Genomic DNA, 26,552 nt, shown 5'->3' with positions numbered 1-26,552 from the left:
CCCGCACTTACTTATACACCAGATTCTGAAGCTCCTTAATATTGTAGGTATCGTCCTGTACGAGCCACTGATTATTTTCCTGAAGGAACGTAATGTCTCCTTCGAGCGGAATGTTCCGCGCTTCCTTGCCGTTCTTATCGGTGAGGATCAGATTTAACGTGTAGGTGATCAGGAGCGAGTCTCCTCTATTTTCCTTCACGCTGAAATTCATATCTTCCGGGTGCAGTGTAACGCTCTCCTTGTTCGCTACCTGAAGGGGCAAGGCAATATTACGATCAGCCATCTTTGCAACATAATATTTTGAAGTCAGGAACGGCTTCAGAACATCTCCTTTGGCCTCCAATGCCTCTCGCGTCATTGTATGCTCCTCATCATATTCGTCCACTGTGAATTCAGCCTTTTTGTATTGGTTGGCAGTTATGAGCATTGCTTTCTCATCACTCTCCGAAGCCTGTGACACCTCCGTAGTCCCCTCGGTCACACTCCCTCCTCCATTGCCAGATGAACCTTCCTGCCCGGATGTTGTATTCACACCGGGTTCAGTTTTCGTCCCTTCATCCCCAGGAGAATTACTGCAACCTGTAATCAATACGAACGAGAGTACCATCGCAGCTGCTAACCCTGAATATTTACGCATCATACTCCTCCTTTTAGCCAAGTAAAATCAAAAAGTTTATATATCCACCTTACCACTTATGGTTTAATAATCCAATTCATGACGACTAACTCAATAGAGTAACAACAGGCTCAACTGCCATCTTAATGAACCATTACAGCTATATTGAGCCTTTATGAATCCGATTTATTTTTCTTATATCTCACCAAAATAAACAGCAGGGAGAGAAAAAATAAAAACTCTGACATGTTGACCAACAGTCTCATGCCTTCCCCTAAATCCTTTAAACCAAACAGAATATGGATCAGCGATATCATTCCTGTAATTACAGCGATAACGGTGGCTACTACTAGCATGCCTTCCATTCCTCTCCTCTCTGGTTATATTTTATTTTAATATTAGCAGAGCCACTTGATAATCGCCTTAAAGTAAACTGTAAATCACTCGAAAAAGCAAAAACAGGCACTCATACGAATGCCTGTCTCTAAGCTGTCTTACATTTTTATGTGACTCTTAACATTCACCCGCGCAGTCTTCGGGAACTCAGCGCGTGATGACCATTTTGCAGAAACGTACTGCGTGTATTCTTCATCCGTTCAATCCGGCGTTCAGCCAGCCGATCTGCGGCAATATACGTGGCAATGCCTTCGGTACGCGACATATTGAAGATGTTCTCCAGATTATTATAGATCTCTCCGACCTTACTCCACGCACGATCCGCATTGTAGCCGTTCAGCTCATCCGCGATATTGATTACACCACCTGCATTGATCACATAGTCTGGTGCATATACAATCCCCATCTCATGCAGCTTGTCACCATGACGCTCCTCCAGCAGCTGGTTATTGGCACAGCCTGCCACAACCTTGGCCTTGAGCTGTTTCAACGTATCGTCATTAATTGTACCGCCCAATGCACATGGGGCATAAATATCACAATCCACTCCAGTAATGTCTGCCGGGTCTACTGCCTTCGCACCAAATTGATCTACAGCCTGCCTCACGGAATCCTTATGAATATCGGTAACCATGAGATGCGCACCTTCTTCGTACAGATATTTGCACAGCCGCATCGCCACGTTACCTACACCCTGTACAGCGACGGTTTTGCCTTCCAGCAAGTCCGTACCGAATGCTTCCTTTGCAGCGGCCTTCATTCCTCGATATACACCCCACGCTGTTGCCGGGGATGGATTACCGGAAGAGCCGTAGCTTGGCGATATCCCTGTGACATAGTCGGTCTCCTGATAGATCAGATTCATGTCTTCTTCCGTTGTTCCTACATCCTCAGCAGTCACATAACGCCCGTTCAGTCCCTGGATATATCGACCGAAAGCCCGGAACATGGCTTCACTTTTGTCACGGCGCGGATCACCGATAATGACCGCTTTGCCTCCGCCCAGGTTCAGCCCGGATACAGCATGTTTATATGTCATTCCCCGCGCAAGCCGTAATGCATCTTCAATGGCTGCTTCCTCCGAAGCATAGGTCCACATCCGTGTGCCTCCCAGCGCAGGGCCGAGTGTTGTATCGTGAATAGCAATAACTGCTTTTAGTCCAGAAGCTTTATCCTGGCATAGTACCAGTTCCTCATAATCATGATGCTCCATTGCTTCAAACCAACTCATGTGTTAATCGTCTCCTCCAACCATTTTTACAATCGATTCACATCATTCCGTCGATCTTCCATCCTCTATTGTACCCATGAATATCAAGTTTGTGCTAAATTACCTCTAGGATGTGACAAAAAGACCTTTTTCTCTTCACAGGGAAAAAGGTTCAATTACTCCAGCATGGAATCCGTATACAGGCCGGTCCGCATGATTCTATGGCAAGGTTTCAACCACGTTAATGGGATGCAGCTCTCCATCCACGGCGAATGAAGCCTGACCCGTTTCTTCCGATACGACCAGCACAACGGCATCCGTCAGTTCACTCAATCCCAGTGCAGCCCTGTGCCGTGTGCCGATCTTCCGCTCTTGTGCAACCGCCTGCGACAAGGGCAATACATTGCCGGCGGATACAATCTGGTTGCCACGGACCAGTACAGCCCCGTCATGCAATGGTGCCCCCGGGATAAACAGTGATTCCAGCAACGCATGCGTGACTCTGGCATCAACCGCAACCCCGGAATGGATCATCTGGTCAAGCGGCACTTCCCGTTCGATCACGATGAGGGCACCATATCTGCGATCAGACAAATGCTGGACACTGGCAGTCAGCTCGGCAAATTTCTCTGTAAAGGGAGACAGGTAACAATCCAGATAAAAGGAGGAAGCAAGTACCTCGATCTGCTTGATCTCGGCCCGAATCTCCGCGAATTGGCTCAGCAGACACACACTGTCATTGTCAAAGCGGGATAACGTCAGGTTCATTCGGTCCGCCACACGATGAAGATCCCCTTTGAGTTTCTGTCTCATGGATGAACTGTCGCAATCTGCTTGCCGACTCATCATGACTTCCTCCCTTCCTGTGCATTTCGCTCATCATTCATAATTACCCATACGTTTCCCTCAGCTCCAGGCATTTATGCAAAATAAGGCCTGTCTGCAATAAATGGGTGCAGACAGGCCGATGATACGCATATTTCACCTTATGCTTATCTTATTGTGCTTTTCCGTACGAACCTGACTTGAACGTCGTAGGATCATACCATTTGTACCCGGTTGCCGGCACAGCCCAAGGTTCGGTTTGCGGCTCGGTGGATGAAGCCGGGGCTTCAATAGCCAGCAGACTGGTCGGTGTATCTAATGTCAGTCCGGAAACTTGTGCCAGACTTGTATAGCTCTCTTTCACAGCCAGCCACTTCACGGTATTTACAAGAAATACACCATCGTTCACTTCTTTAAATCCGTCATACGTTTTTTTCGAAGCACCTGTCTCTTCACGCAGATATTTCGGAGTGGCATCCTCAACAGGTGAGGAGTCGCCGATAAATGCCGCTTTGCCTGCACCAATCTTGGCGATCGCTGCATAGGCTCCTTCAGCCCGTCCACCGCCATTATACACGCCCTGATCAACCGCGTTGCCCCATTTGGACACCCCGCTAGGCACGTACACCAGACCTTTGGCTTTGTTCGGATCAATAATGGCAAGCGTGGAACCTGCGTGCATGGCTACAGCGCTCACACCGGTTGTAATACCAAACGACTGCGAAGGTGCAACGATATCCGTTGCATTAACGTCACCGAGTGCATTGTAGCGGAAACGAATACCGAAGTTGGATGCCAACCAGTCAGAACTGGTCACGCCATGCATGGCTGGAGATTCGGCTTCTGCCGAAGACATGCCTTTGGCTGGATTCAGGAATGCACCCCGGCGATAGCCGTTGAATACTTCAGAGGAGTCCCAGCGGTTTTTGTTTCGGTCTGCGTTATAATGGTCGGCTATGAAGAAGACACTGCCACCATTCTGTACATATTGCAGCAGCGCAGCCTGCTCTGTCGCTTTGAAAGGTACGTTGGCTTCGCCAATAACGAAGACATCATAATCTTTCAATTTATTAAAGGTGATCGCTTGCTCACCGAATGTATACGGGATGCTGCGTTCCAGCTGATCCACGGCAAAGCCTGCGTTTCGCAAACCATTGGCAAAGTCCGAAAATGCCCCATCAATGATCCAGTCCGCAGCCCCGGCTGTCTGAGCATGCGTGTTGTCGAACAATACTTTCTTCCCAGTACCATCTGGCAGCGTCGTGCCTGGATCAGGGTTAGGATTGGTTGTTCCAGAGGAGAGTGCAATGGAGGTAGGATTTTTAACACCGGCATAGCTGTTGTAGGCACCAAGCGTTCCGGTTACGATCACCTTCTGCCCCACGAGATTCGGATTGGAAGCCAGTCCGTATTGTGAACGGTACGACGCGGGGATCTGCACATCAAGCAATTTCGCGTTGGTCTTCTCTGTTGCAGAATCTGCAATCAGGACGTTGAAGTCATTGGCATACGGAGATGTAAACTTGGCTGTGAGCGATCCGGTAGCATGTCCAACAATATATCCTTCTACCGTTGCTGTTCCTCCGCCACTCTGGGCGGCGATAGCCTGCGATACCGTAAGGGGTGCGGCCGCCTGTACCGGACTTTGTGAACCAGGTCCCAGCAATGCCGTTGCCATCAGGATAAAGACCAGGAATGCCCCGATCCAATGTGGCCATATCGCTTTCTTCATACGTGCCTTCTCCTCCTCGTAGTTACCTGATAATGGGTTATCTCCTTTAATTTAATCGTTCATATGATGAATTCCTCTTTCTTTTTGTAAAATGTTTGAAAAAACTTTTGGAACTTACAACGCTTGCCCATACTGGTTAACAAAAGGTTCCCAAAGGAGACTTGTACGATGAAGCTTCTATTTCTTCTGCTTCTGCTGATTGTTCCACTTGTGATGGTTTTTATTGCGCTCCGTTCCCGGATCGTCATTCGGGTGTTCCATGTGCTTGCCCTGCTCTGCTTTTATAGCGCAGCGACCGTTATTGCAAGCGATGTATACGCTACAAATACCCATATGACGACATTCACCACAGAAATTCATCATTTCCTGCTGAATGGATGGTTTCTCTATCCTTCCGCATATCTGGGCGTGTACATTCCCTATGTATTGTGGATGAGCCTTTTTTCGAAAAAAAGTTAAATTCATTCGATTCTTGGCATTGCAATTTGCCATTGTTCGTTGCATAATGATAATATAACTATGATAATGATTATCATTCTTGAGCTTGTCTCTCATCTTCTGTTTACTGTACATGACTTAACGATTTTATAGATAAAGGGGAACGAACATCGAATGAATACAACTCTGCAAAAGGCTGATCTGCAGCTCGACGATTATTTGGATCTTCTGAACCTGGCAACCAATCTGGGCGATACCAAATGGCAAAAGGAAATCATCCGCAAGCTGGCTTATACGTATCCGGCAGCTGAATATAAACAACCACAATAGCATCCCTACTTATATAGCCCAATAACCCATTCTTTACACGAATCGGTTATTGGGCTATTTTTGTTTAATAAGGAGGGGATAGCGATGCAATTGGAGACCGAACGACTCATCATCCGGGATATTCTGGAGACAGATTGGGAAAGTATACATAGCTACACATCCATGACAGAAGTGACTCAGCATACGGCATGGGGACCGAATACGGAAGAAGATACGCGAGCTTATGTAGAATTTGTGCTGAATTCACAGCAAACACAACCACGAGAGGGCTTCGAACTGGCGATATGCTTGAAAGATGAAGGCATCCTGATCGGCGGTGTTGGCCTTCACATCGAAAAGACGAACGCTGAGATCGGTTATGTGCTCAATCCCGTTTATCAGGGAAAAGGATATGCTGCCGAAGCAGCCCGAGCCATGCTTGGCTTTGGCTTCAATACACTTGGCGTACACCGGATTTATGCAAAATGCCGCCCGAACAACAAGGCTTCCGAGAAGGTGATGCAGAAGATTGGCATGCAGCGTGAAGGTCTGATGCGAGAGCATTGGTTTTACAAAGGGGAATATCATGATTCATGTCTATATTCGATTCTTGGAAAGGAATATGCAAGCGGGAAGGATGAAGGTTAAGCGTGCCTACACCCAAAACCTTTCACTGTACGACTCATGTTTAGATATAAGAAGAACCACCTAATGTTCAGGTGGTTCATAGCTTCCTTTCCCGTTACTTTAATGACGTTTCTCTCTGGATGATTTCTTCCAATATTTTTATTCCTATAGAGTCTATCATCGTTCCTTGAGAAGGCTCTTTTTTAGTAATCCATTTGATCAATTGAGCAACATAATAATCCATAAGAACATTCGAGAAAAAAGAATAATTGGATAGTAATACAACTCCTACACGGAGTTCCTTATTGAAAGCTAGATAACTATTAAAACCAGCTGAACCCCCGTTATGCCAGAGGATATCTTTATCTAGAAGTTTATCCTCACCCCAGCCAAAATAACGGTTTGAATTTCCGATCCATATAGGGAGATGACTTTTTTGTAGTGTAGGGGCTATCGGATGATCATCATTTAGATTGGCTTGGACAAATAAACTCAAATCCCTAACAGATGACTTAATCCCCCCAGCTCCTTCATGTATAGAAAGATCCCAATGAGGGACTCTTTTTCCAGTTGAAGCATGTCCATCCAAAAACCTGCCATTCTGTTCTGAATTAAGCATCACGGCTGTCTCATTCATCTTTAAAGGACTCGTAATATATTTTTTTAACAGTTCGTCATATGTACTTCCTGATACCTTACATAGTATGTATCCCAGTAAACCCACACCGATATTCGAATATCCAAACGAACCAATGCTATCTGTGTAATCAGCATTAGATAAAAAAGCAGTTAAATCTTGCTCGGTATACATTGAATAAGGATTCGATCTTTTTTTAGCCAAATTGTGGTTGGTTGCCAATATAGGTAATCCAGAGGTATGAGTAGCAAGGCTTCTCAAGCTAATTTTATTCAAATAATCGTTTTTAACGTTTGGCACGAACTTACCAACCATGTCATCCGAGGAAAGCAGTTTTTCTTTTTCCATTTCCAATAAAAGTAGCGATGTAAAAACTTTGGTTATGGAGCCGATTTCAAACAACTTATTTTCAGGAGGGATCAACCTTTTCTTTTTATTATTATCAAATGAATAGTATTCAACATTTCCCTCCCTAACAATCCCGATAACAAGCTGTAAATGTTTCTTATCTTTTATGTAATCTGAAACAAAACTGTGTAAATCCATCATGGCAAACTTTACTCCTTTTTATGATCCTTTTTATTACTCGAATGTTGAAATCACACTAATCATCAAATTTTGACAAACCAAACTATGTATTCGTTCCCAATTATTGATTTTCCTGCCCCGTTAGCTTAACAAGATTACTTCATTAATGTTAACCACGCCAAAAAAAGCTGACCCCGAGTAAATCGACATCAGCCTTTTTTTGATTTCTCCGTTACGACCCCAATCGCCATCGAAGGTACAACTCTATTCAACTTGCTTTCCTTACAATCGGCACAGCTCTACCGGGCAGCTTGGAAATGTAGGACATCCGCACATGCAGCGCAAGGCTGCCAGGTCACGAATCATCAGCTTTCCATCCACGGTGTCCAGCGTCCCTTGTTCTTTCCAGGCTCCCAACATACGCGTTACACTCTCCCGCGTGGCACCAATCATTTCCGACAACTCGGTATGATTCAGCTTCATGTCGAGCACGATGCCATCCGGCGTAACTCTACCATACGAGTTGCTGGCACGAATGAGCGTCGATGCGAGCGCACCGGCTTTGCCATAGAGCAAGAGGTCACGGAAACGCGACTGGGTGATACGCTGGGCGAGCGCCATCCATTGCAGGAATTTCAAGGCAAGGTCACCGTGTTTGCTAAGCACGTTTTCCAAATCACTGAGCGAGATGATCCCCAGCTCCCCTTTGCCTGACATCTCTGCACTGTAGCTATGAGTCAATCCGCCAATGCCGCCAAACTCTCCGATCAGATCCCCGGTTTGCTGAATCGACAAAATGATTTCTTTGCCATCCTCGGTCGACTTGGTCAGCTTCACTCTTCCCGAGCGAATGTAGTACAGATATCCGGCTTCATCACCTTCCAGAAAGAGACTGTATCCCGACTTTACCCGTTTCGGTTGCATCTTGGCCTCGATCAACCCCCACTGTTCAGCTGTAACGAACGAAAGGATTCCACCTGTTTCCCGTGTCATCTGGCTCGCCTCCGTCTGTTCTTGTTGTGTCGCCTGGGTTGTTCTTTCTGTGAATATCGTACTCATTACCATCGTCCCCCTCGGTGTTCCTTATGTATCTATCATACCGCGAATATAGCTTGGGGGTTATCGGGGGATTACCTGAACCTGAGCGAGAAACTCCCTGAATTTGCTGTGAGATAAGTCACACTTATCAGATCCCTATACGACTCTTTAATCGAAAAAAGCTACGGCATACCTGGCCTGAGGGCCTGTTTATAAACAGGATCAGCAAATTGCAGAACGGAAATAGGGGTTTTCCCTGAATTACAATACACAAGAAAGAGGCTACAATAGAAGCAGCAGCGAAATACCCTTATTTTAAGATGTTCCCTACCACAGGTTAACGATATTGATATGGATTACACGATAACGTACGGTATGATTTCAAAAAAGGAAGTGTCCTCTTATGCATGATGAACTCCCATCTGGCATTCAGGAGATGATCGACGTCCTGCGCCTGAGTACCTCCAGCGATTTTTGCGGACTGGCCTGTCTGTCCGGGACGATGCTGCGCTGGAAGTACACCTCCGGCGCGAGCAACGAACGGGTGAAACGCATGGAGATGCGTCCCGGACAAGATCTGGTTGGCACAGCACTTCGGACTGGACGCACCGCTCTATCTGATGCACAGTCCACCGGGGAGCATACGCCCGGCCGTTGCCCGTTAATGCTTGCGGAGCGGTTGGTATGTGCCATAGCCGTGCCTGTGTTCCAGCAAGGAAGTATTCCTGGAGCCGTGTTGCTCCTTGGCAGCAGATTACCCTGCACGTTCTCACCGGAAATGGTCCGTCTGACCGAACAGGTCGCTATACAGCTGCAGCCAAAAGTCTATGGATAAAGATAGTTGGCCGCAATAGGCTAAGAAATCCTGTTATTTCTTTATGGGAATAGCAGGACTTTTTACAGAGAAAAGAGAGCTATTCAGAGATTCCCCTCTGAATGGCTTTCTTTTTTGGTATGATAAAGAAAGAACTGTGGAACCGGACAGGAGGATAATGATGTGATTCAATTATTAGTTGTCGACGACCATGTAGTCGTACGCTCCGGGCTGATTGCCCTGCTCGACGGTAAGAATGATATACATATTGTTGGAGACGCAGCGGATGGGGACGAGGCTATTGCCAAGGCACAAGAACTGAAACCGGATGTGGTCTTGATGGATTTCAGCATGCCGCCAGGCAAAGACGGTCTGACAGCTACTGCTGAATTGAAGAAATTGATGCCGGATGTCTCCATTCTGATACTGACCATGCATGACGATGAAGAGTATCTGTTCCGCGCCATCCACGCGGGAGCATCCGGATATATTCTCAAAAGTGCGCCGCATGAAGAATTGCTCGCCGCTATTCGTTCCGTAGCAGAGGGTAGCGCCTATCTGTACCCAAGTGCGACCAAGCGGCTGATGAGTGAATACCTGGACAAAGCCAAGCAGGAGAACGCCGGACCGTATGACACGTTATCCGAGCGAGAGAAAGAGATCTTGTCCTGGATCGCCAAAGGTTATGCCAATAAGGAAATTGCTGAACATCTGGTCATCAGTGTCAAAACGGTCGAATCTCACAAAAGTAACCTGATGGAGAAGCTTGGCCTGCGCACCCGGCCCGAATTGGTGAAATTTGCGATGAAAAAGGGGTTGTTGAACTTTGAGTAGCACACGCGAAAACAGACTTAGCGGATTTGCTGATCAGCCTGTGCGTCAGTTACTGAAGGATATTGACGGTCACATTACAGATACAGAATTTCGCAGCAGGCTGAAGGGTTCTCTGCATCAACTCAGTGATTTGAAGTTTGCCCTGGATGAGTCGTCCATTGTCGCCCTCACGGACCGCAAAGGAAAGATTCAGTATGTGAACGATAAATTCTGCGAAATCTCACAATATAATCGGGAAGAATTAATTGGACAGGATCACCGGATCATTAATTCGGGTTATCACGGCAAGAACTTTATGAAGACCCTGTGGGAAACCATCTCTTCCGGACGAGTCTGGAACGGAGAGATCCGTAATCGCGCCAAGGATGGCAGCCATTATTGGGTGAATACCACCATTGTTCCCTTCCTCGATAACGATGGAGATCCCTATCAGTATTTGGCAGTACGGAGTGAGGTTACCAAGCTGAAACAGGTTGAAGCCGAGTTGCAGACGATGATGACCCAGGTGATGAATATTCAGGAAGAGGAACGGCGGCGCATTTCCCGCGAACTGCATGACGGCATTGGACAGAGCCTCTTCTCCCTCGTTATTCAGATGGATCGACTGCTGGCGGACCAGCCTCAACCTGGCTTAGAAGCACTGCGGAAACAGGTTACGGGCATTATGGAGGATGTACGCGGCATGGCGTGGGAGCTCAGACCATCCGTACTGGATGATCTGGGCGTTGTCCCCGCCATTCGTACCTATATTGAGAACTACACCCGCCATTATGGAATTGAAGTGGAATTGGAATGCAACCTGCGAAAACGACTGGAGATGAATCGGGAGATCGCCATGTACCGTATTATTCAGGAAGCGTTAACCAATGTGGCCAAGTATGCCGATGTATCAGAAGCCCTTGTGACGGTGGAAGATTCGGAAGAGACAACCGTTGTGAAGATCGAGGACCATGGCGCAGGGTTCAACGGTGCGACGGCTGGCAACGGTGTTGGTCTATTCAGTATGGAGGAACGAGCCCGCGGAGCCGGAGGTACTCTAACCGTATCTTCGGAGCCAGGGGAAGGAACTGTCGTTACCCTTTGCCTGCCCAAAGCGGTTCATTAACTTGATCGTGTACCGGGACTGAACACCCCGGTTGTCGGGTATCTCCTTTATAGACTATAGCCTCCCTGCAAAAAGACTATTCACGGAGTACTCCGTGAATAGTCTTTTTTTTCAATTCATGTCTGCAGCCCACTTTTCGTTCCTCGTATCTGATTGGCGTAATTGACAAAATGAAAGCTTGGAATCAGATAAATTCAACATTCACGATAAATCTATTGACTCCCATTACGATTCGTCATTAGAATATGAATGCCACATACCTATTGCATGTATCTCTTATCGTATTACTTCATTCTATATAGTGAAAGAAAAGGATGGTCAACCATGTCAGAGAAACGCTCCTCCAAGGGAGGAGAAATCCCGCAAATGCACAATTTGGATGCAATGGATCGTAAAATCATTGCCGCTCTTCACCAGAACAGCCGGATATCTTACACCGATCTGGGGACACAGATTGGATTGTCCCGTGTGGCTGTTCAGGCCCGCATTAACGCGTTATCCGAAAAGGGAATCATTGAACGCTTCACCGTAGTTATCAATCCGGGCAAAGTTGGACTTCAGGTCTCTGCCTTTTTCAATGTCGATGTAGAACCGCTATTCCTGGATGAAGTGGCAGCGAAACTGGACGAAGAACCCGCAGTAACCAGCCTCTATCATATGACAGGCCCGAGTACCCTGCACATGCATGGTATTTTTGCAGATATGGAAGAGATGGAGCAGTTCCTGCTGGAGAAGCTCTACAAGATGCCGGGCATCGTCAAGGTAGAGTCACAACTGTTGTTAAAACGATATAAAAGCCGAATGGGCATGAGACTCTAGGAGGAAAACAGCATGAGTTGGAAAGATTACAACGGTCTCGTCATCGGAATGGTACGAACCGGAGTGTTGGGATATGGGGGCGGCCCTTCGGTTATTCCACTGATCCGTTACGAAGCCGTTACCCGTTATAAGTGGGTCAGCGATGAGGAATTTGGCGAGATTTTGGCCATTGCGAATGCCCTGCCTGGTCCTATTGCCACCAAGATGGCTGCGTATCTTGGTTACAAAACCAAAGGTGTGCTGGGCGCTATTGTGTCCGTTCTGGCCCACATTTTGCCGACGAGCATTGCCATCATTGCACTCCTGGGTTCCATGTACGCACTGCGCGAATCCAAAGTCGTAGCAGGCATGGTGGCAGCCGTACGCCCGGTCATTTTCGTTATGCTCGGCATGATGGCTTACGAGTTCGCCAAGAAAGCATGGAAGGGACTCGGCACGACCTTTGCCCTCCTGTTTGGTGTCCTTGCGTTTGTGCTATTGCAGCTGCTGGACATTCACCCCGGTATTGTCATTGCCGTCTTCCTCGGATATGGCGTCTTTCATCTGGATGTCGTCCAGCGCTTCAAATCCAGAGGCGACTCCGACAAGGGGGTGTCCTAAGCGATGCTTCAGACATGGTGGGAATTGTTTTGGGGATTTTTTGTAGCCAACATCTTGGGATACGGAGGCGGCCCTGCCTCCATTCCGCTAATGCAGGAAGAAGTAGTGAATCACTACAAATGGATGACCACGGAACAATTCGGTGATGTGCTCGCCATCGGCAATGCACTTCCCGGTCCGATCGCGACCAAAATTGCCGCATTTGTAGGCTATCAGGTGGCTGGCTGGTTTGGCGCATTCATTGCCAGTTTCGCCACAATTGTACCTTCGGCCGCCGCACTGATCCTGCTGCTCCGTTTGCTTAACAAGCATCGTACTTCCCCCAAGGTGAAGGGCATGACCTTGCTCGTACAGCCCGTGATCGCTGTACTCATGATTCTGCTTACCTGGGAGTTCGGTCAGGTATCCACCGATTCCATCGGCATATGGCAGACTCTGATCATCGCTGGCATCTCACTCTGGGTCATGACCAAAACCAAACTGCATCCGGCCATCCTCATTGTCATTGCTTTTGCATACGGTGCGCTGGTGCTGTCTCATACGATGTAATCATTCATTATTCAAATTCGAAGGAACGTCACAGAACAATGTGTTTATATCCAATGCGGATATATGTACAAGTTTTAGGGCGTTTCTTTTTCGTATTATTAGTTTTTATATCTATTTCCCTATGAAAAAACGGTGACGCCAGCATTTAAGCTGTCATCACCGCACATAGAATTGTTAATCTCGCCTTCGTACTTGAAGATATTATTTCGCTTCAACCACTACCGTTACTTTGGTTTTTACACCTGCATAAGACACGGTAATCGTTGCTTTACCTTTACCGTTGGCCTGGATGATGCCATCCTTCACCGATGCTGTCGCAATACGGGAAGATTTCCAGAGCGCCGGTTTGGATACATTCGCTTCACTGCCATCCGCATAGGTTGCCGTGGCGACCACGGTTACCTTGTCCCCAGCCTTCATGGTGAGGGTCACCTTATCGGTCTGCAAATATTTCAGTGTATCCACTTCAACGGCAACCGTTACAGATTTGCTGCCGTACTTGGCTGTAATTTTCGCTTTACCTGAACTGAGTGCTTTCACTTTACCCTTAGTCACTTGAGCTACCTTATAACTATTGGTTTTCCATTCAGCTTTATCCGTAACATCACGTTCGCTACCGTCGCTCAGATATGCAACAACTTTAAGATCCGCTGTATCCCCCGATTTCAGGGAAAGCACCGGTTCGGATGCTTCGATGCGAGAAATGACGTCCACTTCAACCTGAATCGTCACTTTTTGGGAACCATACTCAGCCGTAATGTTAGCTTTACCACTGCTGTTCGCTGTGATCACGCCTTTTTTCACATCCGCTACGCGTGTGTTGCTTGATTTCCATGTGGCTTCCGAGGATACATCCTGTGTTAATCCATCCTCATCGGTTGCCGTTAGCACAATTTGCTGTGTTTCCTTGGCGGATAACACCACAAAGTTTAGATCGGCTTCCAGTCCGCTCGCCATGCCTACTTCAACAGGCAGCGTTAACGTTTTGCCTTCGATTTTCGCTGTAATGGTAACCTTACCTGTTGCAATACCCGTTACCACACCCTTGCTATCCACTTCAGCGATTTTGTCGCTGCTGCTGTTCCACGTTGCGTCTTCGGATACGTCTTTGGACGTCTCACCGTAGACAGCCAGCACTTTCACAGACAAAGTACCTTTAACAGCTACCGAGGCTTTTTTCTTATCCAATTCATACTTGTCCGCCACGTCTACATTCACTGTAAATTTAACGGTTTTACCGCCGTATGCGGCAGTGATGGTCGCTGTTCCTGACTTGTATGCGATCAGTTCTCCGTTTGATACATAAACGATATCTGCGTTGCTTGAAGTCCATGTTGCTTTGGAGGTTACGTCTTCTTTGCTTCCGTCAATATATTCAGCATTAGTTACCAGTTTCTTGGTTTTGTTATCACCCGTAACACTCATGGCCAGTTTATCTTCGATACCGGCAATATCCAGGTATCTTGCTGTATCTACATCGACAGCTATTTCCACGGTTTTGCCGCTATACGTTGCCTTGATTGTTGTTGAACCTGCACCAATCGCAGTAACTTGTCCCTTGAAGACTGTCGCAACCTTCTCATTGCTGGATGTCCATGTCGCTTGATCCGTGACATTCACATCAGCGCTATTCGGGTAAGAGGCGGTCAATACTACATCTGCTGTTTTAGTGGGCCCGCTCAAGCGGAAGAAAATGCTCTGTTTTTCCACACTCAGTTTGCTTGTCAGATCGACGTCCACATCTACGGATACAGACTTCGTTCCATATTTGGCTGTGATCTTGGCAGAACCTGCCGAGTATCCTGTGATCTCACCTTTTATCACATCTGCTACTTTTTCGTTACTTGACGTCCACTCCGCCAGATCCGTTACATCTTTGGTTGTGCCGTCTGGATAGGTGGCTGTCAATGTTACACTTTCGCTTTTGTTCAATAACAGATTGACTGTTTTCTTGTCCACATCCACACGTTTAACAACCTCAACGTTCACATCCACAGTCACACTTTGACTGCCTACTTTACCTGTGATAACGGCCGTACCGGCACTCTGTCCCGTAACTTTACCATTCACAACCGTTGCCACTTTCTCGTCATCGGATGACCACTCGGCAACTTTGGAGGCTTCGGCATTGGTCGTGTTATCACTGTAGGTTGCCGTCAAAATAATGTCTTTGCTATCTCCTGTGCGCAAGTCCAACGACTGCACGTTTTTGGACAGGGCTTTGACCTTTTTGGTTACATTCACCTGAACCGTCTGACTCTGAGTCAGATACGAAGTTGTAATGGTTGCCGTGCCTTCCTTTTTGGCAGTAATGGCACCATTATATACAGTCGCTATCGAAGTATCACTGCTACTCCAGGAAGAACTGATGGTTACGTTTGCCGATGTATTATCGGTATATACTCCTGTCACCGTGACCGAACTGGAATCACCCACTTCGAGCGACAACTCATTTTTGGAAACTACAATTTTGGACAGTTCTTTATCTGCCGCAGCGGCCAAGCCTACGTTGGAAATACTCAGCACCAATACCAGCATCATCACCATGTACTTGGTCAATCTTGGCTTTAACATCATTTCCCTCCGATTCGTTTCATTTTGTTCCTTAGATTTAATGTCGGCAAGTTCTTTCCAGATGTTTAGACTTTCAGGTCATTTTCAGGAAAATTAGTGGAAATTCATTCCGTTATCTGTCTGATTTTAATGGATTCATACCCGCCGTTATTCCGCATAATCTATGTATAACAGCTATTCTGAATTGCATTTCCTATGATCGGGGGAAACAAATGAGTCAGCCTTTTGATTACAAAGAATATTGGGAGCAAACGTATCGATCGGGTGAAACATCAGGTAGAGGTTCGTATGGCGTACTTGCTGAATTTAAGGCAGAGGTAGTCAACGGGCTGATTCAACGCGAGAACATTACCAGTGTCATTGAGTTTGGTTGCGGGGATGGCAATCAGTTGCAGTATATGAACTATAGCGAGTATCTGGGCGTCGATGTGGCGGCATCCTCGGTGCGGCTCTGTGCGTCCAAGTTTGCCAATGATTCCTCCAAAAGTTTCATGTTATATACACCGGGCCTATGGATTAACCGTGGTTTCCTGCAAGCCGATCTCACCGTATGTCTCGATGTGCTGTACCATATTACGGATGAAACCGATTTTCGCAGTACGCTCTACGACATCCTGCACGCTTCGGCAGAGTGGGTCGTACTATATACTCGATTGAAAGCAAACGATAATCCGGGGATCCGTACGATCCAGGACCGAAACTTGTTCCATTATTTGTTCGATTATCCCGATTTCAAAGTACAAGAGATTATTCCGCAGCGGTATCCGGATCAATCTTCGGCTGATTTTGTCATCCTGAGGCGTACTCCTTCGGTCGGAAAATAAACAGTATCTAGTCTAACGGTCTGTAACCTTTATTCTGAAGTGTGCTCCGCCTCCAACAAAGGAATGTGAATTCCAACATGGAGGCAGGCACACTCGGACAGTTATAAAGCGAAGGCGAATTGCATACTCATGCCCGCGCATACATACGGTTCGGTGTATGAAGTTCCTGTTCCCCTTCCGCTTAAAATAAACCCGGACGACCACGCAGCTTCGCCAGCGCCTCCATATAGAAATAATCGCCATAGATAATCGGCACATTCAAGCCACGACCCTCTGGATAATGCACAGTACCCTGCATGATCAGTCCTTCCTCCGCTGCGGTCTCGCCGGAGCTGTAGTTCTCATGCAATCCGCGGAGGATACGCTCCGCCGCGGCTGCATATTCTTCCCCGCGCGGCGACAGCTTCGCCAGCTCCAACAGGCCGCTTGCGGCAATCGCCGAAGCGGACGAGTCCCACGCCACCTGATGCTCGGCAGGTGCGCGGAAATCCCACACCGGCACGATCTCTTCGCCAAGCATGGCGAGGAAGATATCGGCCGCCCGCTCCGCTGTCTCCAGATAACGGGCTTCGCCCGTGTACCGGAAAGACAGCGCGAACCCGTGCAGCGCCCAGGCGGTGCCCCGCGCCCAGGCGGAACCTGGAGCATGGCCTTGCCCGCCATGCTCCCGCAGCTTCTGCCCCGTGAGTGGATCGAACTCCACCACGTGGCAGATGGACCCGTCAGCGCGGACGAATTCGCGCGCCACGGTGTCCGCATGCGCTTCCGCCAGGCAGCGGAAGCGAGGGTCCCCGCTCTGCTCGGATGCCCAGTAGAGCAGCGGCAGGTTCATCATGCTGTCAATGATAGCTACGCCGCGCGTATCCATTGCTCGCGAGCTGAAGTTCCAGGCGCGGATGAACTGACCGCGCACGTTGAAGCGGGCAGCGAGCAGATTGGCGGCGAGCAATCCCCGCCGCCGACCATCTGCGCTGCCGGTCTGGCGGTAGTTGGCTACACCGCTAAGCAGCCAGATGAACCCGAGATCGTGATCGACCGATTCGGGATCACGCAGACACCCTTCCAATTGCCGCTCACAACTTTCAGCAAAACGGTATAACGGAGCCACTGCTTCACTTTCGGGAGCTTCCCCATAGACAAGCCATAACAATCCCGGCCAGAAGCCTGCTGTCCACCATTCGGGATCATTCTGATCATACATGCCCTGCGAAGAAGTGTGCGGAAAGGTATCCTTGATGCGCTGCGCATTGCGAATGATTTTGGCCGCTCCCTGCCGCCATGCTTCTTCAACCCATGTTACCGATATTGATGTATTCACGAGCATTGCCTCCTCTTTTTCAAATCCTGCCCATACGAACTGTAAACGTAATCCGCTGACTGCCGCTCACGATCATTCGAGCTTCCTTTAATACTCCATTTCGAGAAGCCACAGTATGGTCTTGAAGTTGAATCTCCGCTTCTTCATCAAGCACGGTTGATTCGACGTAAGCTCCACAAAATTCACAGCGAACATGATCACTGGAGACCGTGATGACAGCCTGTTCCTCACCATCGCTGTACATCAGCGGTATCACAGCTCCGGCGGCTTCAATCTCTCCCTCAAACTCATACGTGACCGTTAACAAACCCGGCTGCTGCGTATAATACGTCCGAAGTGACTGCAGTCCGGCCAATGGGTCCTTACTTTGGATGGATGAAGAATTTCAATCTGCACCACGTCTCTTGTACGGAGTGATCCCGGGAAATCCCCTCTTCATTAGCCATTTGCCGCAAGGATAGTGCCAAGCGATAAAATATTTGGCGCTGGTGATCGTGATCCACAGTCTCTACCTCTTCCACCTGTGCATCCCAGAGGTCAGCATCATATTGCATCGTTACTACCGCCTTGTTCCCTGCCCACTGGACCCTTTCTTCCTGCATGACAGGATGAATTCGACTCATAAAATACTCAATGACTGACGGCGGCTTTTCAATCAAATGCTCTCTGTTGCGCGTACCAGAAGGCTGCTGCCACTGATACTGGTCTTCAAGGAGAAGCTCCGCTTCGGTGGTTCCAGAGGGGCCGTTCCAGCTCAAACGCCTGATATACCTCGCCAGTGTTGGTGCCTCTGGGTATGCCGACGTCAAATCAAATGCGATCTCTATCCCTTGCGGCGTCGATTGCTTGGTATACAGTACCCTGGCTTCTGCCTGCCGCCCGGAATGTTGAACCGTTCCTTCAATGACCGGAACGCTATGCCCCTGAGGGCCAATTTGGAAAATGCTTTCCCGCCCGGGTGCGAAATAGGCCTGAGTATACTCGCCTGAACCCGGGTCACAGAGAATATTTTCTCCGCCGCCATGAATAATAAAGTGTCCCAGATCATGATGATTATGGGGCTCTGCGTTATGACCACCCTTTACGGCAAAAGCTGCAATCATTTCCTTTTGTTCTCCCGCTGCCAGTATTCCTCGGGCTACACCCCATGACAGGTCGTCCAGATAAACTGGGGCTGGCGGCAGCTCTGATTCACCCTCCCTCCTATATATAGCTGGATTACTCCAGAGCACATTGCGCAGAGCATGAGCCCACCTGCGGCAGGGGTCCTCTGTCAGAAGGGGTATACACAGCTCCACATTGAATTGAATCTGCTGCCGCTCCGACAATAGAGAAAGTAAGCCGGGCGGAATGGTCTCCCGCTCGCGACTGTCCGAAAAATTCACAAACACCCCGTCTGACAAGTGAATATTTCCGGGAAAAGCAGCGATCGCTCTCGTTTTGGGATCGGATAGCATATCCAGTTCTCCTGCACTGAATATTCTCAGCATCTCTGCTAAATAGGTATAAAAACCGAACCCGTAAACCCAGTAGCCTATACCTTCAGCACATCCCCCATCCATCCCGTAACCCTTCAAGAAAGCATTCATGGAATGAATGGTCTGCTGCACGGCTTTGGCCCTGATATGTTCATCTTCCAACAGAAGGAGAGCCGCAATCCCGCAGCTGCTGCTGCACACCGCTGACCAATTGTGCTCTGCGTTCTCCCAACCAAATATCCGCTGCTTCCGATACAACGGGTTGAATATCCTGCACTCGATCTCAGCCCTCACTACCCGAACCACACGTTCATCCAAAACATCACTCAACATGATGATCATCTCTGCTAACGTTTGTGCTGTTTCTGCAGCGAACAGGTCGATGTGTTCTCTTGCGTCCTCTTCTTTCCCTTCAGGTACATGTGCGGCCAGACACCAGGTGTGCTCGCTGCAGACACTCCAGATCAGGTCTTCCAGCAATTGCAGACGCTCGACTGATGGCGATGCCGCAGCAAGTAGCCCCAATGCAGCGAGCCTCCCGCGCCGCTCGAAATAGGCCAGCTCATACGCTTGGCGTTCACCTGTCTCCCTGAATTGGCGATACAGGGAAAAAGATAACTCAGGCAGGTTCTCCGCACTCGCTGTCTGCTCATATACTTTCAGATCTGACCAGAAGGAGGCATAGTCGGGATCATTCAACGTGTTAGCCAATCTGTCTTTCCAACGATAGATATACTCCAGACCATTAGAAGCTCCATGTCTCAGAACCATCAAGATATGATCCGTCGTCCAATTCCATCCAGGGTGAACGGTCATGAGAATTCCTCCCTATTTTTGTAACCGATTTCATTTTAGCCCATCGTTTAGTAAAAATGAAGGGAGTTCGGATGAATGTTGTATAAAAAAATAAATAATGAAAATAAATGAAACTTTTCAGACATTTTTCTCGTAATAGGGTTGTCGGTACTCATTGCCTATGTATTTTATTCCATTATGAGGACAGGTGAACCATACTGAATACTGAATTATTTAATCAGGCTGTAACTGAACTGCTGCATCGCTCTGATAGCCGTGCATTCGTCCAGGTTGAGCCCCATTTTCCGGACAGTCGTCTCGTCGGTGGTAAATATCACATGGGAAGCCACACCGTGTATCTATATAAAAAAGAAATTATGGAGCAATGCCGAATGCTGTTCGGCTCGCTGGCTCCATTAAAGGCCTATATTTATGTCATTCTGGCTCATGAACTGGGACATGCCGAGGATGTGGAATTGGTGGATTTGTCTAACCTTCTGGATGGACCACTTACAGCTTCAGAACAAGCCGAGATTCGGCTGCGTATTGAAGAAAATGCCTGGCGTTACGCAGAATCCCTGCTTTTTGATATGGACCCTGTTTTCTTGCGTACCATCATTGATGAATCCCTGTTCAGTTATCGTCAAGCACTTGAACCACATATTGCCTAACCTTTTCGTGCACAACCGTGAAAAAAACGACAAGGCCAGACTCACCCTTTTCCACAGGTGAGATCTGGCCTTCTTCGTTTGAACTATATGATGCTTATATATCATTCAATTAGTTATTGCGATTACGGGACCGGGCTTGTCCGCCCTTGCGTCCTGCCTCTTCACGGCTCATTTTGCCATCTTGATCATCGTTTCCATCATTATTGCCCCGGGCGCTTCCGCCCTCTCGTCCAATCTCTTGATAGAACTCACGGTCGTGGGATTTCGAAGTTGCTTCCCCACCCTTACTGCCAATCTCCTGATAAAAATCTTTGTCATGGTTCTTCGCAGTTGCCTCTCCGCCCTTGCTGCCAATCTCTTGGTAGAACTCCTGATCATGATTCTTGGAGGTTGCTTCTCCACCCTTACGTCCTGCTTCTTCACGGCTCATTTTTCCGTTTTGGTTATTCTGTGCCATTTTGAATTCACTCCTTATCGGGTATTGAGTATAGTGTGCTACGCTTTTTAATCACCCTCTCATTTGGGAATAAAACATATATATTCAAAATATGTCATTTTTCTTTAAATTATTTATTTGTATTTTCGTTATGTAAAAAAGAGCACAGGATCTGTACAGACCCCATGCTGCATTTTATTGGATTTTAAGCGAACTTCCCTGTACAACAGACAACCACTGACGCGCGATAAGCTCATGACCTGCCGCCGTTGGATGCACACCATCCCACAACCAATAGGATGCCTCTGCCTTTTCAGTGGCCTGATTAAACACATCCTGCAATGGAACCAGTACCGCACCGAATTCTGTGGCAAGTTCCCCTACAAGGTGCTGATACTGCCCGATACGTTCCTGCCAAGCATCCCAACGCTCCACTGTAGCACCGGTTTTAAGAATGAACGGCTCCATTAAAACCAGCCCGGCTTTCGGCATCACCTCGCGCGTCTCCTCCAGCAAATGACGATATGCGCGTCCAAGACGGTCCGTCACCCCACTGGGTTCACCATTGATCGTGCGCCAGGCATCATTCACACCGATCAGAATGCTGATCAGATCCGGCTTCAGACTATAGGTATCCTCGTTCCAGCGTGCATACAGATCGGAAGCGCGATCCCCGCTAATTCCTCTGTTATAGAACGTTGGCTGCTTGGCTGCCAGTTCCACACCCAGTTTGCTTGAGATCAGATACGCATAGCCATGCCCGAGAACATGATTCGGATCATCATTGCGCGATCTTCCCCCGTCTGTAATGGAATCTCCCTGAAAAAGTATAACGGATGAATGTGTTTTACTCATAATCAAAACCGTTCCTTCCTGTATGTAAAATGAAAACCTCTATCTTTCAGTCTCCATTTTATCCCTTTCGGACGCAATAGAAAATAGCGTTTTCAGAACGAAACGTTTCAGTTAACTCTCCGCATTTTTCAAGGATCTTAAGATTTCAGGATTTCGGTTCCTTCGCGACATATCCTCCGCCCTGATATTCCGTCTCGTCCTGCTTATCCGGTGCTCCCTTACGTTTCGCTTCCGCCCATAGCTCTGCTGCATCATCCTCCGGGCGGTATCCAATCTTCTGTTCCAGATATCCAATATCATAATAATTATCCGTATTGGCTGAAGTTCCATACAGATTAACATATTTCAGGCTTGAATCTGCCTCAATGCAGCATTCGGCAAGCTGTACCATATCTCTCGGTGAGATCCAAATGTGTGCGGAGCGCTCCGAATGCGGATGTGCATCACCCGAGAAGTTGCCTATTCGAATGTTGAATGACGACAGGCCATATTTATCCACGTAATACCGTCCAAGCAGCTCGATATAACATTTGCTGAGTCCATAGAAACTGTCGGGCCGATACGGATCATCCACTTCGATATCCTCTCCGGTTGGATAAAACCCTGTCGCATGATTAGAACTCGCAAAAATAACCCGCTGTACACCATGTAGCCGCGCAGCTTCATACACATGGTAGGCTCCTGTTACGTTGATTGGCAGAACTTTGCCCAGAAAATCTTCTTCATCCTTCGCCCATGCAATGTGCAGCACCGTCTGAACCCCCTGCATCAGCTCTTTCAGTCGTTCTCCGTCGGTCACATCCATCGCTACAATGCCTGATTGAGGATCATCATGAAGATCGGCAGCCACAATGTCATACTTGCCCTTTTCCCTCAGTCCCTCCAGCAGGCTGCGACCAATGACTCCCGCTGCTCCCGTAATCAATATTCTATGCTTCGATTTGCTCATGGATCTAACTCCCTTCGCTCTATTTACCACGATCTTATAGACATTATTAACCGTTAGAGCAAAGGATTTACCTGATCCAATAAAGGCCCCCATATTTAACCCATCAGGTACCGCAAAATCATCATCGCAACCATTCCCACAAGTACGGTCCCAAGCAAACTGCGGGTCCAGATGGCCACTGCAATCGTAGGCAGTGAAGCCCACAGGGCCGCATTATGCGTAATCGGAACCAACTGGTTGTCCGCCATAAACAGTTCCTGACCGATCAGCGCCGCCATGACTGCCACAGGTACATATTCAAGCCAGCGTAACAGCCACATCGGAATCTGTATCTTACTGAACAGCATGAGCGGTAATACGCGCGGGATGAATGTTAACATGGCCGAACCCATAATAATCCAGAATACATCCCATCTTACTTCCATCGTTCCATCACTACTCCCATCGTTGCCGCAATGACCGCAGCCACAATGACACTCATGCTGCCAAGCGAAGCCATGCTGGCGAAGATTACACAGACAACGGCGATAATCGCCACATTGATGTGTAATTTTTTATTTTTGCGCTGCATCAGCTGAAGTACAACCAGACCAATAAACATTGCAGGCAGGGCAAAATCAAGCCCAAGCCGCTCGGGATTGGTTATCCAGCGTCCAAAGTAAGCCCCCGCCATATTCGCCACAAACCAGTTCAGATATGCTGTAATGTTCAGCCCGTGCATCCAGCGCTCACTTAGCGTTTTACGGCCAATCGCTCGCGTCATCGCTACCCCAAAGGACTCATCGGTAAGCAGAGAGCCGATCCACATATTTTTAAGTGGTGTCAGATGACGAAAGTACGGTGATACGGCTGCACTAAGCAGCAGATGACGAAGATTCACGAAAAATATGGTGAAAATAATGGCCGTCGCTGACCCATTCGATGCCAGCATGCCAGCAGCAATAAACTGGGCTGATCCAGCGTATAGAATCAGACTAAGCAAAGCCGTTTCCGCCAAACTTAGGCCTGCCGTCATTTCAATGACACCCGCTGCAAAACCAATACTTAGATACCCAAGCAGTGTTGGAATACAGTCCTTGACCCCTTGCATAAATGCAGCTTCATCCTGCACCTCTTCCGTGCCCGCGGGTCCGGATGTCAGTGATATGGATTTATCCAATTCGGTGCATCCCCTCTCCAGTACACTCCGCTTGTGGCGGAACCAAATTCATTCTCGTATGAATACAACTTGCCCATGAACATACGTGATCGTTACATTAATTCAGAAATATACCACAAGATGAGATATCCGTGGAGAGACAGATTTCCTTTCACAGAACAGATATAATCCAAAATACCTATGTATCTCCAAAAATATTTTCATAAAACCCATAATTCATGTTGAATAAACTCGAATTTTGTCATACGATAGCACCAGAAACATCTGGAAAGGATGGAATGAACTATCTGTTTCCAGAATGACTTGTCCATCAGACGAGGGATGGGATCTATCGAGGGGGAATGTGTATGAAGAAGATGCGTAACCGCGTGACTGCAAGAACATTACAGATGAGAGAAAAACTGATTTTGTCCTTTGCCATTGTATTGCTCATTCCGACAATCAGTCTGGGAATAATCTCGTTCAAAACAGCTGAGGGCAAGGTCGAGGACAAAATGTACGAAAATGCGAGCAGCAGTGTAAATGTATTGAATCAAACCATTGATCAGATCATTGGAGCCACGCGTAAAAATGTTGATTTTCTGGCGAGTCAGCTGGATGCTGGCAACGTCGGACCGAAACAGGGGGATGAAACAGAGACGATTCGTACCCTGCTTGATGCCTACAAGGAAACACATACTGACGTCGAACTGGCCTCCATCGGTACCGACCAAGGCGTCTATATCAATTCCCCTGTAACCGCGGTGAACAAGGCTGGATATGACCCACGCGAGCGCCCTTGGTATCAGGCTGCCACTCAGAACAAAAACACCCCCACTGTAATCACGCCTTACATATCAAGCAATACCGGCAAAGTTGTTGCTTCGGTAGCCCAGACTTCAGCCGATGGTCATGGCGTTGTCTCTGTGAGCCTGTCGCTTGAAAGCCTGTCCCAGACGGTTAATACAACCAAAATCGGAAAAAAAGGCTATATCTATATCATCGATAACGCCAATAAAATCATCGTGCACCCTACCGAAAAACCGGGAACTGAAGGGACGATGGAACCCTATAAAACCATTTTTGAACAGAAAAATGGAAGTTTAGATTATTCGCTACATGGCACCCAGGAACATGCCTTCTTTGCAACAAATGAAACAACGGGCTGGACCGTGGTAGGTGTCATTGATAACAATGAAGTGACCGAATCCGTCCGTCCTATTCTGTATACCACTCTTATCGTTATAGCTATTGCTATTGTCGTAAGCTCCATCATTATTTTCTGGATTGTGCAGTCCATTACCCGACCACTGAATCGTCTGGTGACTGCATCGAATGAAATAAGCGATGGTAATCTCGCCATTGAAGTTACGGTGACCGGACAGGACGAATTCGGAAAACTCAGTACCAGCTTTAATAAAATGAGCCAATCCTTGCGCAGCGTCATCCAAGACGTGCGTCATACAGCAGACGAGTTAACCGCATCTTCCGCACAACTGGCTATCAACTCGTCCGAGACGACAAAAGCAACAGAACAGGTTGCCTTGATCACAGAAGAATCGGCAGCAGGTATTGAGAAACAAGCTACAAGTCTGAAGTACACGTCGCAGCAGATGAACGAATTGGCTGGAGGTGTTGGACAGGTAACGAACAGCACACAGCAAGTATCCGAAGCGGCCATGCAAGCAAGCGAGTTGGCGGACCAAGGGACTCACACCATGCAGACAGCCGTATCCGAGATGGACTCCGTGAGTCAATTTGTACAACGTACCGTAGAGACCGCTGAGCGACTCGGGCAACACTCTGCATCCATTGGAGAGATGGTATCTGTCATTACAGATATCGCCGCCCAAACGAATCTGCTTGCTCTCAACGCATCCATTGAAGCGGCACGAGCGGGTGAGCACGGACGCGGATTTTCCGTGGTGGCCAGTGAAGTTCGTAAGCTTGCAGAACAATCCAGTTTATCCGGACAGAAAATTGTGGAGATGGTTGGAGCGATTCAACAGGAGATATTACGGGCAAATCAAGATGCACAGGCTGGAAAAAGGGATGTAAGCAACGGCATTCGTGCCGTTCAGTTTGCAGATGAAGCTTTTACCCAGATTAGTCAGGCCGTCGGAGTCGTTAACTCTCAGCTTGAGAACATCGCAGCCGCTTCACAGCAAATGTCTGCCAGCACGGCAGAAGTGGTTCAATCGATTGAGCAGATTCATATCATCTCGGAAACCAATGCCGATGGGACGGAGAATATCTCTGCTGTCACCGAGGAACAGGTTGCTTCCATGCAGGAGATTTCATCATCTGCCGATTCACTCGCCCATCTGGCCCATAAGCTGCAGAAACTGGTGGAGCAGTTCAAGCTATAAACAGGACCCAAGCAAAACTCCCTTTGCCCGACCAGGGCAAAGGGAGTTTTTTCAGTATAAAGTTACGC

Annotated in this window: 28 protein-coding genes; 12 read left to right on the top strand and 16 right to left on the bottom strand. The window is 47.9% G+C overall.

What is annotated here, in order from left to right; translation table 11 throughout:
• Nucleotides 1-7: 7 nt before the first annotated feature.
• The 5 genes from PPA03S_RS10170 to PPA03S_RS10150 all read right to left on the bottom strand — a co-directional run bounded on the left by PPA03S_RS10170 (nt 8) and on the right by PPA03S_RS10150 (nt 4,725).
• Nucleotides 8-640, bottom strand: a complete 633-nt coding sequence (locus PPA03S_RS10170) for a hypothetical protein (protein WP_157284057.1) — start codon at nt 638-640, stop codon at nt 8-10.
• Nucleotides 641-789: 149 nt separating this feature from the next.
• Complete coding sequence (locus PPA03S_RS10165; RefSeq protein WP_062322399.1) at nt 790-981, bottom strand: hypothetical protein; 192 nt, start codon at nt 979-981, stop codon at nt 790-792.
• 155 nt (nt 982-1,136) lie between these two features.
• Nucleotides 1,137-2,243 (bottom strand): Leu/Phe/Val dehydrogenase, encoded by a 1,107-nt coding sequence (locus PPA03S_RS10160; RefSeq protein ID WP_062322397.1) that lies wholly within the window; start codon nt 2,241-2,243, stop codon nt 1,137-1,139.
• Nucleotides 2,244-2,441: 198 nt separating this feature from the next.
• The gene (gene cdaS, locus PPA03S_RS10155) at nt 2,442-3,071 is read right to left on the bottom strand and encodes a sporulation-specific diadenylate cyclase CdaS (protein WP_062322395.1); all 630 of its coding nucleotides are present in this window, start codon (nt 3,069-3,071) and stop codon (nt 2,442-2,444) included.
• A gap of 148 nt (nt 3,072-3,219) precedes the next feature.
• Entirely contained in the window at nt 3,220-4,725 is a 1,506-nt protein-coding gene (locus PPA03S_RS10150) for a DUF6359 domain-containing protein (RefSeq protein WP_245683574.1), read from the bottom strand.
• A gap of 222 nt (nt 4,726-4,947) precedes the next feature.
• On the opposite strand from PPA03S_RS10150, the gene PPA03S_RS10145 reads away from it, so the two are divergent.
• The 3 genes from PPA03S_RS10145 to PPA03S_RS10140 all read left to right on the top strand — a co-directional run bounded on the left by PPA03S_RS10145 (nt 4,948) and on the right by PPA03S_RS10140 (nt 6,174).
• Nucleotides 4,948-5,238 carry a hypothetical protein gene (locus PPA03S_RS10145; protein WP_062322392.1) on the top strand — a complete coding sequence of 97 codons (291 nt, stop codon included), beginning with the start codon at nt 4,948-4,950 and terminating at the stop codon, nt 5,236-5,238.
• A 153-nt stretch (nt 5,239-5,391) separates the two neighbouring features.
• Nucleotides 5,392-5,547, top strand: a complete 156-nt coding sequence (locus PPA03S_RS33250; RefSeq protein ID WP_167666007.1) for a hypothetical protein — start codon at nt 5,392-5,394, stop codon at nt 5,545-5,547.
• Nucleotides 5,548-5,631: 84 nt separating this feature from the next.
• Nucleotides 5,632-6,174 carry a GNAT family N-acetyltransferase gene (locus PPA03S_RS10140; RefSeq protein WP_062322390.1) on the top strand — a complete coding sequence of 181 codons (543 nt, stop codon included), beginning with the start codon at nt 5,632-5,634 and terminating at the stop codon, nt 6,172-6,174.
• A 94-nt stretch (nt 6,175-6,268) separates the two neighbouring features.
• Here PPA03S_RS10140 and PPA03S_RS10135 read toward each other — a convergent pair whose 3' ends face one another.
• Both PPA03S_RS10135 and PPA03S_RS10130 read right to left on the bottom strand, forming a co-directional pair.
• Nucleotides 6,269-7,339 carry a serine hydrolase domain-containing protein gene (locus PPA03S_RS10135; RefSeq protein WP_062322388.1) on the bottom strand — a complete coding sequence of 357 codons (1,071 nt, stop codon included), beginning with the start codon at nt 7,337-7,339 and terminating at the stop codon, nt 6,269-6,271.
• Nucleotides 7,340-7,600: 261 nt separating this feature from the next.
• Nucleotides 7,601-8,377: a Crp/Fnr family transcriptional regulator gene (locus tag PPA03S_RS10130; RefSeq protein WP_245683566.1), complete on the bottom strand. Its 777-nt coding sequence runs from the start codon at nt 8,375-8,377 to the stop codon at nt 7,601-7,603.
• A 382-nt stretch (nt 8,378-8,759) separates the two neighbouring features.
• Here PPA03S_RS10130 and PPA03S_RS10125 point away from each other — a divergent pair, with 382 nt between their 5' ends.
• The 6 genes from PPA03S_RS10125 (at nt 8,760) to chrA (ending at nt 13,077) form a co-directional block, all read left to right on the top strand.
• Nucleotides 8,760-9,191 (top strand): GAF domain-containing protein, encoded by a 432-nt coding sequence (locus PPA03S_RS10125; RefSeq protein ID WP_062322386.1) that lies wholly within the window; start codon nt 8,760-8,762, stop codon nt 9,189-9,191.
• Nucleotides 9,192-9,353: 162 nt separating this feature from the next.
• Nucleotides 9,354-10,004: a response regulator gene (locus PPA03S_RS10120; protein WP_053780067.1), complete on the top strand. Its 651-nt coding sequence runs from the start codon at nt 9,354-9,356 to the stop codon at nt 10,002-10,004.
• Complete coding sequence (locus PPA03S_RS10115; RefSeq protein ID WP_062322384.1) at nt 9,997-11,109, top strand: PAS domain-containing sensor histidine kinase; 1,113 nt, start codon at nt 9,997-9,999, stop codon at nt 11,107-11,109. The genes PPA03S_RS10120 and PPA03S_RS10115 overlap by 8 nt, the downstream gene beginning before the upstream one ends.
• A 324-nt stretch (nt 11,110-11,433) precedes the next feature.
• A complete protein-coding gene (gene chrS / locus PPA03S_RS10110) occupies nt 11,434-11,928 on the top strand; it encodes a chromate efflux transcriptional regulator ChrS (RefSeq protein ID WP_062322382.1) in 495 nt (164 codons plus the stop codon).
• 12 nt (nt 11,929-11,940) lie between these two features.
• Nucleotides 11,941-12,528 carry a chromate efflux transporter ChrB gene (gene chrB / locus PPA03S_RS10105; RefSeq protein WP_062322380.1) on the top strand — a complete coding sequence of 196 codons (588 nt, stop codon included), beginning with the start codon at nt 11,941-11,943 and terminating at the stop codon, nt 12,526-12,528.
• A gap of 3 nt (nt 12,529-12,531) precedes the next feature.
• Entirely contained in the window at nt 12,532-13,077 is a 546-nt protein-coding gene (gene chrA, locus PPA03S_RS10100; protein ID WP_062322378.1) for a chromate efflux transporter ChrA, read from the top strand.
• Between the two features lie 201 nt (nt 13,078-13,278).
• Here the strand turns inward: chrA and PPA03S_RS10095 are convergent, their stop codons facing one another.
• Complete coding sequence (locus PPA03S_RS10095) at nt 13,279-15,624, bottom strand: Ig-like domain-containing protein (RefSeq protein ID WP_245683565.1); 2,346 nt, start codon at nt 15,622-15,624, stop codon at nt 13,279-13,281.
• Nucleotides 15,625-15,863: 239 nt separating this feature from the next.
• On the opposite strand from PPA03S_RS10095, the gene PPA03S_RS10090 reads away from it, so the two are divergent.
• Nucleotides 15,864-16,475, top strand: coding sequence for a class I SAM-dependent methyltransferase (locus tag PPA03S_RS10090; protein ID WP_062322372.1), 612 nt, complete (start codon nt 15,864-15,866; stop codon nt 16,473-16,475).
• 181 nt (nt 16,476-16,656) lie between these two features.
• Here PPA03S_RS10090 and PPA03S_RS10085 read toward each other — a convergent pair whose 3' ends face one another.
• From PPA03S_RS10085 to PPA03S_RS10075, 3 genes are read right to left on the bottom strand one after another with little or no spacing between them, the layout of a single operon-like run.
• Nucleotides 16,657-17,799 (bottom strand): glycoside hydrolase family 88 protein, encoded by a 1,143-nt coding sequence (locus tag PPA03S_RS10085; protein WP_062322370.1) that lies wholly within the window; start codon nt 17,797-17,799, stop codon nt 16,657-16,659.
• Between the two features lie 13 nt (nt 17,800-17,812).
• Nucleotides 17,813-18,148 (bottom strand): hypothetical protein, encoded by a 336-nt coding sequence (locus PPA03S_RS10080; protein WP_062322368.1) that lies wholly within the window; start codon nt 18,146-18,148, stop codon nt 17,813-17,815.
• Nucleotides 18,149-18,155: 7 nt separating this feature from the next.
• Nucleotides 18,156-20,087: a heparinase II/III domain-containing protein gene (locus PPA03S_RS10075; protein ID WP_062322366.1), complete on the bottom strand. Its 1,932-nt coding sequence runs from the start codon at nt 20,085-20,087 to the stop codon at nt 18,156-18,158.
• Between the two features lie 317 nt (nt 20,088-20,404).
• On the opposite strand from PPA03S_RS10075, the gene PPA03S_RS10070 reads away from it, so the two are divergent.
• Nucleotides 20,405-20,737: a hypothetical protein gene (locus PPA03S_RS10070; protein ID WP_245683564.1), complete on the top strand. Its 333-nt coding sequence runs from the start codon at nt 20,405-20,407 to the stop codon at nt 20,735-20,737.
• Nucleotides 20,738-20,846: 109 nt separating this feature from the next.
• Here the strand turns inward: PPA03S_RS10070 and PPA03S_RS10065 are convergent, their stop codons facing one another.
• The 5 genes from PPA03S_RS10065 to PPA03S_RS10045 form a co-directional block, all read right to left on the bottom strand.
• Nucleotides 20,847-21,194: a KGG domain-containing protein gene (locus tag PPA03S_RS10065; RefSeq protein ID WP_062322363.1), complete on the bottom strand. Its 348-nt coding sequence runs from the start codon at nt 21,192-21,194 to the stop codon at nt 20,847-20,849.
• Between the two features lie 174 nt (nt 21,195-21,368).
• Complete coding sequence (locus PPA03S_RS10060) at nt 21,369-22,028, bottom strand: SGNH/GDSL hydrolase family protein (RefSeq protein ID WP_062322765.1); 660 nt, start codon at nt 22,026-22,028, stop codon at nt 21,369-21,371.
• A 145-nt stretch (nt 22,029-22,173) separates the two neighbouring features.
• A complete protein-coding gene (locus PPA03S_RS10055) occupies nt 22,174-22,977 on the bottom strand; it encodes an NAD-dependent epimerase/dehydratase family protein (protein WP_062322361.1) in 804 nt (267 codons plus the stop codon).
• Nucleotides 22,978-23,072: 95 nt separating this feature from the next.
• The gene (locus PPA03S_RS10050) at nt 23,073-23,402 is read right to left on the bottom strand and encodes an AzlD domain-containing protein (protein WP_062322359.1); all 330 of its coding nucleotides are present in this window, start codon (nt 23,400-23,402) and stop codon (nt 23,073-23,075) included.
• Nucleotides 23,393-24,067, bottom strand: coding sequence for an AzlC family ABC transporter permease (locus tag PPA03S_RS10045; protein ID WP_053780112.1), 675 nt, complete (start codon nt 24,065-24,067; stop codon nt 23,393-23,395). The genes PPA03S_RS10050 and PPA03S_RS10045 overlap by 10 nt, the downstream gene beginning before the upstream one ends.
• A gap of 416 nt (nt 24,068-24,483) precedes the next feature.
• On the opposite strand from PPA03S_RS10045, the gene PPA03S_RS10040 reads away from it, so the two are divergent.
• Complete coding sequence (locus tag PPA03S_RS10040) at nt 24,484-26,484, top strand: methyl-accepting chemotaxis protein (protein ID WP_062322356.1); 2,001 nt, start codon at nt 24,484-24,486, stop codon at nt 26,482-26,484.
• Nucleotides 26,485-26,552 lie beyond the last annotated feature (68 nt).

Origin of the sequence: Paenibacillus pabuli NBRC 13638, assembly GCF_001514495.1 — a bacterium.
GTDB classification, from domain to species: Bacteria; Bacillota; Bacilli; order Paenibacillales; family Paenibacillaceae; genus Paenibacillus; species Paenibacillus pabuli.
This window is presented reverse-complemented; position numbering and strand designations above follow the sequence as displayed.

What these genes read in the sequence shown, in the direction of transcription:
- PPA03S_RS10170 (WP_157284057.1), bottom strand. Translation starts at nt 640, where the DNA reads ATGATGCGTAAATATTCAGGGTTAGCAGCTGCGATGGTACTCTCGTTC.
- PPA03S_RS10165 (WP_062322399.1), bottom strand. Translation starts at nt 981, where the DNA reads ATGGAAGGCATGCTAGTAGTAGCCACCGTTATCGCTGTAATTACAGGA.
- PPA03S_RS10160 (WP_062322397.1), bottom strand. Translation starts at nt 2,243, where the DNA reads ATGAGTTGGTTTGAAGCAATGGAGCATCATGATTATGAGGAACTGGTA.
- cdaS (WP_062322395.1), bottom strand. Translation starts at nt 3,071, where the DNA reads ATGATGAGTCGGCAAGCAGATTGCGACAGTTCATCCATGAGACAGAAA.
- PPA03S_RS10150 (WP_245683574.1), bottom strand. Translation starts at nt 4,725, where the DNA reads ATGGCAACGGCATTGCTGGGACCTGGTTCACAAAGTCCGGTACAGGCG.
- PPA03S_RS10145 (WP_062322392.1), top strand. Translation starts at nt 4,948, where the DNA reads ATGAAGCTTCTATTTCTTCTGCTTCTGCTGATTGTTCCACTTGTGATG.
- PPA03S_RS33250 (WP_167666007.1), top strand. Translation starts at nt 5,392, where the DNA reads ATGAATACAACTCTGCAAAAGGCTGATCTGCAGCTCGACGATTATTTG.
- PPA03S_RS10140 (WP_062322390.1), top strand. Translation starts at nt 5,632, where the DNA reads ATGCAATTGGAGACCGAACGACTCATCATCCGGGATATTCTGGAGACA.
- PPA03S_RS10135 (WP_062322388.1), bottom strand. Translation starts at nt 7,339, where the DNA reads ATGATGGATTTACACAGTTTTGTTTCAGATTACATAAAAGATAAGAAA.
- PPA03S_RS10130 (WP_245683566.1), bottom strand. Translation starts at nt 8,377, where the DNA reads ATGAGTACGATATTCACAGAAAGAACAACCCAGGCGACACAACAAGAA.
- PPA03S_RS10125 (WP_062322386.1), top strand. Translation starts at nt 8,760, where the DNA reads ATGCATGATGAACTCCCATCTGGCATTCAGGAGATGATCGACGTCCTG.
- chrS (WP_062322382.1), top strand. Translation starts at nt 11,434, where the DNA reads ATGTCAGAGAAACGCTCCTCCAAGGGAGGAGAAATCCCGCAAATGCAC.
- chrB (WP_062322380.1), top strand. Translation starts at nt 11,941, where the DNA reads ATGAGTTGGAAAGATTACAACGGTCTCGTCATCGGAATGGTACGAACC.
- chrA (WP_062322378.1), top strand. Translation starts at nt 12,532, where the DNA reads ATGCTTCAGACATGGTGGGAATTGTTTTGGGGATTTTTTGTAGCCAAC.
- PPA03S_RS10095 (WP_245683565.1), bottom strand. Translation starts at nt 15,624, where the DNA reads ATGGTGATGATGCTGGTATTGGTGCTGAGTATTTCCAACGTAGGCTTG.
- PPA03S_RS10090 (WP_062322372.1), top strand. Translation starts at nt 15,864, where the DNA reads ATGAGTCAGCCTTTTGATTACAAAGAATATTGGGAGCAAACGTATCGA.
- PPA03S_RS10085 (WP_062322370.1), bottom strand. Translation starts at nt 17,799, where the DNA reads ATGCTCGTGAATACATCAATATCGGTAACATGGGTTGAAGAAGCATGG.
- PPA03S_RS10075 (WP_062322366.1), bottom strand. Translation starts at nt 20,087, where the DNA reads ATGACCGTTCACCCTGGATGGAATTGGACGACGGATCATATCTTGATG.
- PPA03S_RS10070 (WP_245683564.1), top strand. Translation starts at nt 20,405, where the DNA reads ATGGGAAGCCACACCGTGTATCTATATAAAAAAGAAATTATGGAGCAA.
- PPA03S_RS10065 (WP_062322363.1), bottom strand. Translation starts at nt 21,194, where the DNA reads ATGGCACAGAATAACCAAAACGGAAAAATGAGCCGTGAAGAAGCAGGA.
- PPA03S_RS10060 (WP_062322765.1), bottom strand. Translation starts at nt 22,028, where the DNA reads ATGAGTAAAACACATTCATCCGTTATACTTTTTCAGGGAGATTCCATT.
- PPA03S_RS10055 (WP_062322361.1), bottom strand. Translation starts at nt 22,977, where the DNA reads ATGAGCAAATCGAAGCATAGAATATTGATTACGGGAGCAGCGGGAGTC.
- PPA03S_RS10050 (WP_062322359.1), bottom strand. Translation starts at nt 23,402, where the DNA reads ATGGAAGTAAGATGGGATGTATTCTGGATTATTATGGGTTCGGCCATG.
- PPA03S_RS10045 (WP_053780112.1), bottom strand. Translation starts at nt 24,067, where the DNA reads ATGCAAGGGGTCAAGGACTGTATTCCAACACTGCTTGGGTATCTAAGT.
- PPA03S_RS10040 (WP_062322356.1), top strand. Translation starts at nt 24,484, where the DNA reads ATGAAGAAGATGCGTAACCGCGTGACTGCAAGAACATTACAGATGAGA.